The sequence below is a fragment of the Rhodococcus sp. NPDC057014 genome, from assembly GCF_042673295.1.
Taxonomy (GTDB): domain Bacteria; phylum Actinomycetota; class Actinomycetes; order Mycobacteriales; family Mycobacteriaceae; genus Rhodococcus_F.
The window spans coordinates 1-7423 of record NZ_JBHUSF010000391.1 but is presented as its reverse complement, the minus strand read 5'-3'; the positions used below and the strand labels follow the sequence as shown (position 1 = coordinate 7423).

General features: G+C 68.7%; 8 protein-coding genes and 1 pseudogene. 7 read left to right on the top strand and 2 right to left on the bottom strand.

The genetic code is table 11. From position 1 onward, the window contains the following. From ACFTZB_RS40545 to ACFTZB_RS40535, 3 genes are all read left to right on the top strand, one after another. Window positions 1-2368, top strand: a 2368-nt coding sequence (locus ACFTZB_RS40545) for an NAD-glutamate dehydrogenase domain-containing protein (protein WP_378440813.1), incomplete at its 5' end; no start/stop codon positions are given. Beyond that, complete coding sequence (locus ACFTZB_RS40540) at window positions 2365-2790, top strand: thioesterase family protein (RefSeq protein ID WP_124390101.1); 426 nt, start codon at window positions 2365-2367, stop codon at window positions 2788-2790. The genes ACFTZB_RS40545 and ACFTZB_RS40540, both read left to right, overlap by 4 nt. Then, a complete protein-coding gene (locus ACFTZB_RS40535; RefSeq protein ID WP_378440810.1) occupies window positions 2783-3469 on the top strand; it encodes a hypothetical protein in 687 nt (228 codons plus the stop codon). Before ACFTZB_RS40540 ends, ACFTZB_RS40535 begins: the two co-directional genes overlap by 8 nt. Before the next feature lie 33 nt (window positions 3470-3502). On the opposite strand, the gene ACFTZB_RS40530 is transcribed toward ACFTZB_RS40535, so the two are convergent. Together ACFTZB_RS40530 and ACFTZB_RS40525 are read right to left on the bottom strand one after the other, a co-directional pair. After that, window positions 3503-5098, bottom strand: coding sequence for a glycoside hydrolase family 13 protein (locus ACFTZB_RS40530; RefSeq protein ID WP_378440808.1), 1596 nt, complete (start codon window positions 5096-5098; stop codon window positions 3503-3505). 67 nt (window positions 5099-5165) lie between these two features. Beyond that, a complete protein-coding gene (locus ACFTZB_RS40525) occupies window positions 5166-5561 on the bottom strand; it encodes a globin (RefSeq protein WP_043824253.1) in 396 nt (131 codons plus the stop codon). Window positions 5562-5701: 140 nt separating this feature from the next. Here ACFTZB_RS40525 and ACFTZB_RS40520 point away from each other — a divergent pair, with 140 nt between their 5' ends. From ACFTZB_RS40520 to ACFTZB_RS40505, 4 genes and pseudogenes are all read left to right on the top strand, one after another. Continuing rightward, entirely contained in the window at window positions 5702-6373 is a 672-nt protein-coding gene (locus ACFTZB_RS40520; protein ID WP_167372212.1) for an HNH endonuclease, read from the top strand. Between the two features lie 75 nt (window positions 6374-6448). Beyond that, window positions 6449-6709, top strand: a complete 261-nt coding sequence (locus ACFTZB_RS40515; RefSeq protein WP_378440805.1) for a hypothetical protein — start codon at window positions 6449-6451, stop codon at window positions 6707-6709. Next, window positions 6696-7172: a DUF5130 domain-containing protein gene (locus ACFTZB_RS40510; protein WP_378440803.1), complete on the top strand. Its 477-nt coding sequence runs from the start codon at window positions 6696-6698 to the stop codon at window positions 7170-7172. Before ACFTZB_RS40515 ends, ACFTZB_RS40510 begins: the two co-directional genes overlap by 14 nt. 53 nt (window positions 7173-7225) lie before the next feature. Next, a pseudogene (locus ACFTZB_RS40505) lies at window positions 7226-7423 on the top strand (hypothetical protein); the annotation flags it as partial.

Here is a 7423-nt window from a genome sequence, read left to right as displayed (position 1 = left end):
GGCCGTGAAGAACGCGGTGATCGTCCCGGTCGGGGCGAAGGGTGGCTTCGTCGTCAAGAATCCGCCGACGCCGTCGGGAGACGCGGCGGCCGACCGCGCGGCCGCGCTCGCGGCGGGCCAGGACTGCTACCGCACGTTCATCTCCGGACTCCTGGATCTCACCGACAACGTCGATCAGGTGTCGGGGGAGATCGTGCCTCCCGCCCGGGTGGTGCGGCGGGACGGCGACGACCGGTATCTCGTCGTCGCCGCGGACAAGGGCACCGCGAAATTCTCCGATCTCGCCAATTCGGTTGCGGAGCAGTACAACTTCTGGCTCGGTGACGCGTTCGCGTCCGGTGGGTCGGCGGGGTACGACCACAAGGGGATGGGCATCACCGCCCGCGGCGCCTGGGAGAGCGTGAAACGGCACTTCCGGGAGATGGGGATCGACACCCAGGCCGAGGACTTCACCGCGGTCGGTGTCGGCGACATGAGCGGCGACGTGTTCGGGAACGGCATGCTCCTGAGCAGGCACATTCGGCTGGTGGCGGCATTCGACCATCGGCACGTCTTCCTCGACCCCGATCCCGACGCCGCCACGTCGTTCGAGGAGCGGTCCCGGATGTTCGCGCTGCCCCGGTCGTCGTGGGCCGACTACGACACCAGCCTCATCAGCGAGGGAGGCGGAGTGTGGGACCGGACCCGCAAATCGGTCCCGATCAGCGCGGCCGCGCGCGCCGCCCTCGGACTCGACGACACCGTCACCGAACTCTCCCCACCGGAACTGGTCCGGGCGATCCTGTCTGCCCCGGTGGATCTGCTGTGGAACGGCGGCATCGGCACGTACGTCAAGGCGTCCACCGAGACCAACGCGATGGTGGGCGACAAGAGCAACGACTCGGTGCGCGTCGACGGCAACGAGGTGCGGGCCAGGGTGGTCGGTGAGGGCGGCAACCTGGGGGTCACGGCGCTCGGCCGCATCGAGTACAGCCAGAACGGCGGCCGGATCAACACCGACGCGATCGACAACTCCGCGGGCGTCGACTGTTCCGATCACGAGGTGAACATCAAGATCCTGCTGGACTCGCTGGTGAGCAGCGGTGGTCTGCCGCGAGAGGACCGCAATCCGCTGCTGGCGTCGATGACCGACGAGGTGGCCCACCTGGTTCTCGCGAACAACATCGCCCAGAACAACCTCCTCGGTGTGTCCCGGACCAGCGCGGTCCCGATGCTGAGCGTGCACCGCCGCCAGATCGAACATCTCGCGTCCCGCCGCGGCCTCGACCGGAAACTCGAGGCCCTGCCCACCGAGGACGAGATCGCCCGCCGCAGGCAGGCCGGGCAGGGGCTGACGTCGCCGGAACTCGCGACGCTCACCGCGCACGTGAAGCTGGCGCTCAAGGACGACCTCCTCGCGACGGACCTGCCCGACAGCGAGACGTTCGCGCCGCGTCTGCCGCGGTACTTCCCGACGGTGCTGCGCAAGCAGTTCCGGACGGCGATCAAGGCGCATCCCCTGCGCAGGCAGATCGTGGCGACGATGCTCGCGAACGAGACCATCGACAACGGCGGCATCACCTTCGCGTACCGATTGGCGGACGAGGCGGGCGCGAGCAGCACCGACGCCATCCGCGCGTATGCGGCGGTCACCGAGATCTTCGCCCTGCCCGACCTGTGGTCGCGGATCCGGTCGGCGAACATCGCCGCGGACATCGAGGACGACCTGATCCTCGAATCGGGCCGGGTCCTCGACCGGGCGTCGCGGTGGTTGCTGACCAATCGGCCCCAGCCTCTCGCGGTGGGTGCCGAGATCGCCCGCTACTCGGCCGACTTCCGGGCCCTCTCGCCGAAGGTGCCGCAGCTCGTGCGGGGGCATCAGCTCACCGACGTGGAGATGCGGGCGCGGCCGCTCGTCGTCCGCGGTGCGCCCGAAGACCTGGCCTTCGAGGTGTTTCGCCTGCTGGACAAGTTCTGCCTGCTCGACATCATCGACATCGCCGACATCGCCGAGCGCGACATCGACGAGGTCGCCGAGCTGTACTACGAACTCGACGCGCACCTGGGCATCGACTGGCTGCTCAGCGCGGTGTCCACCCTCGCGCGCGGCGACCGCTGGCATTCGCTGGCCCGCCTCGCGTTGCGCGACGACCTCTACAGTTCGCTGCGCCAGCTCGCGATGGAAGTGCTCCTCGGTGGCGAACCGCACGAGACGCCGCAGGAGAAGATCGACGACTGGGAGTCGACGAACGCGTCCCGGCTGGCCAGGGCGAGGTCCGCTCTCACCGAGATTTTCGAGTCTGGGACCCTTGACCTCGCGACGCTCTCGGTGGCGGCGCGTCAGGTACGCAGCATGGTGCGCGGTATGGGCACCCGATCGGAGGTATGACGTTGAGCGAGGGCTTTCACGCGGAGGTCGAAGTTCGATGGTCGGACATGGACGTCTTCCAGCACATCAACCACGCGCGAATGGTGACGCTGCTGGAGGAAGCGCGGATTCCCTGGCTGTTCGAGGACGACCGGCCCACGGTCACGTTGCGTGACGGTGCGGTCATCGCCGACCTGCACGTGCGCTACCGCGGGCAGCTCCGGCACAGCGATTCACCGCTGGACGTGCTGATGTGGGTCGAGAAGGTTCGCGCCGTCGATTTCACGATCAACTACGAGGTCCGCCCGAAGGGCGTCGACGTCTCGGTCGCGCCGTCCATCGTCGCGTCCACGCAGATCGCGGCGTTCGACATCGACACTCAGCGGCTCCGCAGGATCACGGACGTCGAGCGCGGGTACCTGGAGAGTTGGCAGCGTGCATGAGCGCGTCCTGTCGATCCCGGACGCGACGGATCGCGGCGATCTCGCCACCTTCCTCACTCGGGTGGTCCGGTTGGACGAGGCGACCGTGGTCCGTCTGCGCCAACGCGGGCCCGGCCGCCTGACGGCCTGGGCGGCAACCGGTTTCGACGCGCTGGCTGTGCGCACGATCGCGGGGACGATCACCCCGGACGACACGTCGGCTGCCGGTGACCACCTGCTCGCCGCGCTCGAAGCGGCGACCGCCGCGGACATCGATCCGGGGTTCTCGATGGATTCGGCGTGGCGGGGCGCCCTGCCTCCGACGGAGGGTTTCGTCCACGTCGACGACGTCCCGGCGCGCGTTCTGGTCGACCTCGCGCAGCGCGGTGCGGCGCTGGCGCAGGAGCACGGCAGCAGCCACGGCCCGCCCGCGTCCCTGCTCGATCAGGAGGTGCTGCGGGTGGAGGGCGCCGAGCAGGCGGTCGGCATCCCGATGCGGGTGGTGTTCGCGCTCACCGCGATGGGGTTCGTCCCGCACGCGGGCTCGGACCGGCTGACCGCCGACATCGACCTCGACCGCATCGACGCCTCGGAACTGGTCCGGGTGCGGGCCACCGCCTCGTGGCTGCGGGTGGACGCCCGATTCGGGTCGATCTACCGGCACCGCGGTGGGGGGATCCCGCTCTCGGTGGCCCGGTAGGCCGGGCGCACACCGCAACCGGGGGAGTCCGGGTCAGATGAGCCACGCAGCCGCGTTCGGAGGAAGCTGCCCCTCGACGAGCGGCGCGCTGCTGAGCAGCACCTCGCCGGGCGGCAGCGAGATCGGCGCCTCCGTGGCGTTCAGGGCGCAGATCAGACCGCCGCGCCTGCGGAAGGCGAAGCAGCCCTCGGGACTGCCGTACCAGTCGACTCCGGGGCCGGAGAACTCCGGGCGGAACGAGCGCAGTTCGAGTGCCGCCCGGTACAGCGAGAGCGTCGACGTGACGTCCTCGAGCTGCGCCTCGACGGTCAGTCCGGCCCACTCGGCCGGCATCGGCAGCCAGGGCTCGCCGGTGCTGAACCCGAACGGCGGTTCGGTGCCCTCCCACGGAACCGGCACCCGGCATCCGTCGCGACCGCGTTCGGTGTGATCGGACCGTTCCCACACCGGGTCCTGCAACGCCGAATCGGGCAGGACGACGTTGGGCAGGCCGAGCTCGGCGCCGTTGTACAGGAACGCCGCACCCGGCAGCGCCAGCTCGACGAGGATCATGGCCCGGGCGCGTGCGGTGCCGATCTCGCCGCCTCCGTACCGCGTGACCTCCCGTTCGACGTCGTGGTTCGACAGTGTCCAGGTGGGGGTTCCGCCGACCTGGTCGACGGCGGTCAGGGAGTTCTCGATCGCCTCCCGGACCGTCTCCGCCGAGAACTCGGCCTCCGCCAGCCGGAAGTTGAACCCGAGGTGCAGCTCGTCGGGCCGGATGTACTCGCCGAAGCGTTCGTTGTCGCGGACCCAGATCTCCCCGACGGCCACCGTGCCCGGGTACTCGTCGAGGACCTTCCGGATGCCGCGGTGGATGTCGTGGACCGCGGGGTTGTCGAACCGCGGGTCGTCGTCCGAGTTCTGCAGCAGTTCGTTGGCGGACCAGTCGTGGTCCGGCAGACCTTCCGGCTTCGCCATGCCGTGCGCGACGTCGATGCGGAATCCGTCGACGCCCCGGTCGAGCCAGAACCGCAGCGTCTTCGTGAGATCCTCGACGACCTCCGGGTTGTCCCAGTTCAGGTCGGGCTGTTCCGCCGCGAAGATGTGCAGGTACCACTGGCCGGGCGTGCCGTCGGCCTCGGTGATCCGGGTCCACGCCGGACCGCCGAAGATGCTCGGCCAGTTGTTCGGAGGCTCCGCGCCGTTCTCGCCGCGGCCGTCGCGGAAGATGTACCGGTTCCGTTCCGGACTGCCCGGCGGCGACGCCACGGCGGCGCGGAACCATGCGTGCTCGACGCTGGTGTGGTTGGGCACCAGGTCCATCGTCACCTTGATCTGGCGCGCGTGCGCCGCCTCGATCAGGGCGTCCATGACCTCCAGGTCGCCGAACAGCGGGTCGATGTCGCGGGGATCGGACACGTCGTAGCCGTGATCGGCCATGGGGGAACGCATGACCGGGCTCAGCCAGAGGGCGTCGACACCGAGCAGTTCGAGGTAGCCGAGTTTGTCCCGCACTCCGCGGAGATCGCCGACGCCGTCACCGTTCGCGTCGGCGAACGAGCGGGGATAGATCTGGTAGAAGACCGCGTCTGACCACCAGGGTGCCGGCTGTGTGTCGTCGGCGGACGTTTCGGCGGGAGTGCTCACAATCGCCCATCGTGCCAAACGATCGTCCCCGCCACGACTCGACAGGCGCAATCGGCGCGCGGCGGTTTCAGAAGGCGGAGTTCACCATCGACGCCGCGGCCATGTCCATGTACTCCCGGAGCGCCTTGCGGTGCGCGTCGTCGAGGGTCCCGGAATCGATCGACGCGATGGCCGTGTGCATGCACCGCAGCCACGCGTCGCGCTCGATCGGGCCGATCTTGAACGGGTGGTGACGCATCCGCAGTCGCGGGTGGCCGCGTTCGTCCGAATAGGTGTGCGGTCCGCCCCAGTACTGCTCGAGGAACATCCGCATCCGGCGCTCGGCCGGACCCAGATCTTCCTCGGGATAGAGGGGCCGGACGATGTCGTCCTTGGCGACTTCCTCGTAGAAGCGCGCGGTGAGCTTGCGGAACGTCTCCGCTCCGCCCACCGCCTCGTAGAAGGTCTGCTGCACGTCAGTCATGGCGTCTTCCATTGTGCACGTGCGGGCGGGAACCGTCTTCGTCACCGTCTGTTCATCGAATGTCCTGCATTTTTGTCGGAAATGGGCGTGCGCACGCAGGCAATTCATGGTGCACTTGGTGGCAATCTCCCGGAGGTCGCATGAAGAATCGACACAGCGCCCGCGCGCACCGACAACTCGTGCCCACTGATGCCCGGAGTGCCGGGGTTTCAGGGGCGTTTGCTTTACAAGTGATCACCGAAGGCTCCGCGCACAGCGCCGAGCCTTCTTTCCCGGGCGAGAATGCGGTACCGCTCTGGATCAAGCGCCGGGTGCTTCTCCTGAACGTCACCTACGAGCCGCTCACCGCCCTTCCTGCGCGCCGTGCCGTGGTGTTGATGACCTGCGGTAAGGCCGACACCGTCCATGAGGATCCCCAGGCCCCGGTCGTCCACTCCGAACAGTGGTCCGTTCAGGTGCCGTCCGTGATCCGCCTCCGCAACTACGTCCGCGTCCCGTATCGCGCGCGCGTTCCGATGACCCGCGCGGCCCTCATGCACCGCGACCGATTCCGCTGCGCCTACTGCGGGTCCAAGGCCGAGACGGTCGATCACGTGGTTCCCCGCAGTCGTGGCGGCGAGCATTCGTGGGAGAACTGCGTGGCCTGCTGCGCGCCTTGCAACCACCGCAAGGCGGACAAGTTGCTGAGCGAACTCGGCTGGACGCTCCGGGCCTCTCTGGTGCCGCCGTCGGGCCCGCACTGGCGACTGCTGGCGTCGACGAAGGACCTGCACCCGTCGTGGATGCCCTACCTCGGTGAAGGCGCCGCCTGAGCGTTGCGCGCGACGGCTCCGCGAAGTTCGGCCCTGACGCTTCCCTTCGCACGGTTCTGGGCTACCGTTTGCGTTGTGAGCATTCTCGAGACAGTGCTGATATTCGTAGGAATTCCGGCGTTGATCACCGCCTTCTTCGCGGCGATGTCGTTCGTCGGCAAGAAGACGCCGGGCCCCGTGCCGCCCGCGTTCCACCTCGGCGAGGAGTGGACGCATGCGCCGGTGCTGTGGAGTGCCGTCGACGAGGTGACCACGCACGGTCATCACGGCGGGCACCACGGCGCGCACGCCGGTTCGGACGACCTGATTGGAGGCTCGGCAAGTGGCAAGTGGTGACCTGATCCCCGCGACCGTATCCGCGGACAATCTGCCCGTCGGCAGCGTCGTGACCGCCAGCGGTCGCATCTCGGGCGTGCACCGCGTCGGTGAGCCCTTCACCGACGACCTGCCGTTCACGACGGACGAACTGGTCCGCCTCGACGATGCCCTGACCGAAGGCACCCGCACGACGAAGGTGCGCTTCAACGCGTACGTCGGCGACCTCGGCGAAAACACCGCCGCCGGCGCCGATGCGCTCTTCCCGACGACTCCCGAGGCGGAACGGTCCGTCCTCATCGCGGTCTCGCCCAACCAGCGGACGGTCGAGATCCGCAGCGGCCGGGCCGTGGCCGACCGGGTCACCGACCGGGTCGCCCAGCTCGGGGCGACGGCAGCGGTGTCGTCGTTCGGCGACGGAGACCTCATCGACGGTCTCGTCAGCGCCATTCGCGTGATGAGCGCGGCGATCGCCTCGCCGTAGATCCGCACAGATCGGCGTTCGCACGGCCCGTCACCGTTCAGTCCCGCTGAACTGTGACGGGCCGTCGGTGTCTCGGCGGCCGAGGGGCCGAACCGTCCTCGACTTCTGTCGGTGGCCGATGCGAACATATGTTCGTGTCCGATTCGCCGCGCCCGCGTATCTCGAGTGGCGCCGAGGCGACCATCCTGCACGCCGACCTCGACGCGTTCTACGCCTCGGTGGAGCAACGGGACGACCCCGCACTGCGGGGT

Excerpts from the sequence above, each read along its gene's own strand:
- ACFTZB_RS40520 (WP_167372212.1), top strand. The coding sequence starts at position 5,702 with ATGAAGAATCGACACAGCGCCCGCGCGCACCGACAACTCGTGCCCACT.
- ACFTZB_RS40525 (WP_043824253.1), bottom strand. The coding sequence starts at position 5,561 with ATGACTGACGTGCAGCAGACCTTCTACGAGGCGGTGGGCGGAGCGGAG.
- ACFTZB_RS40540 (WP_124390101.1), top strand. The coding sequence starts at position 2,365 with ATGACGTTGAGCGAGGGCTTTCACGCGGAGGTCGAAGTTCGATGGTCG.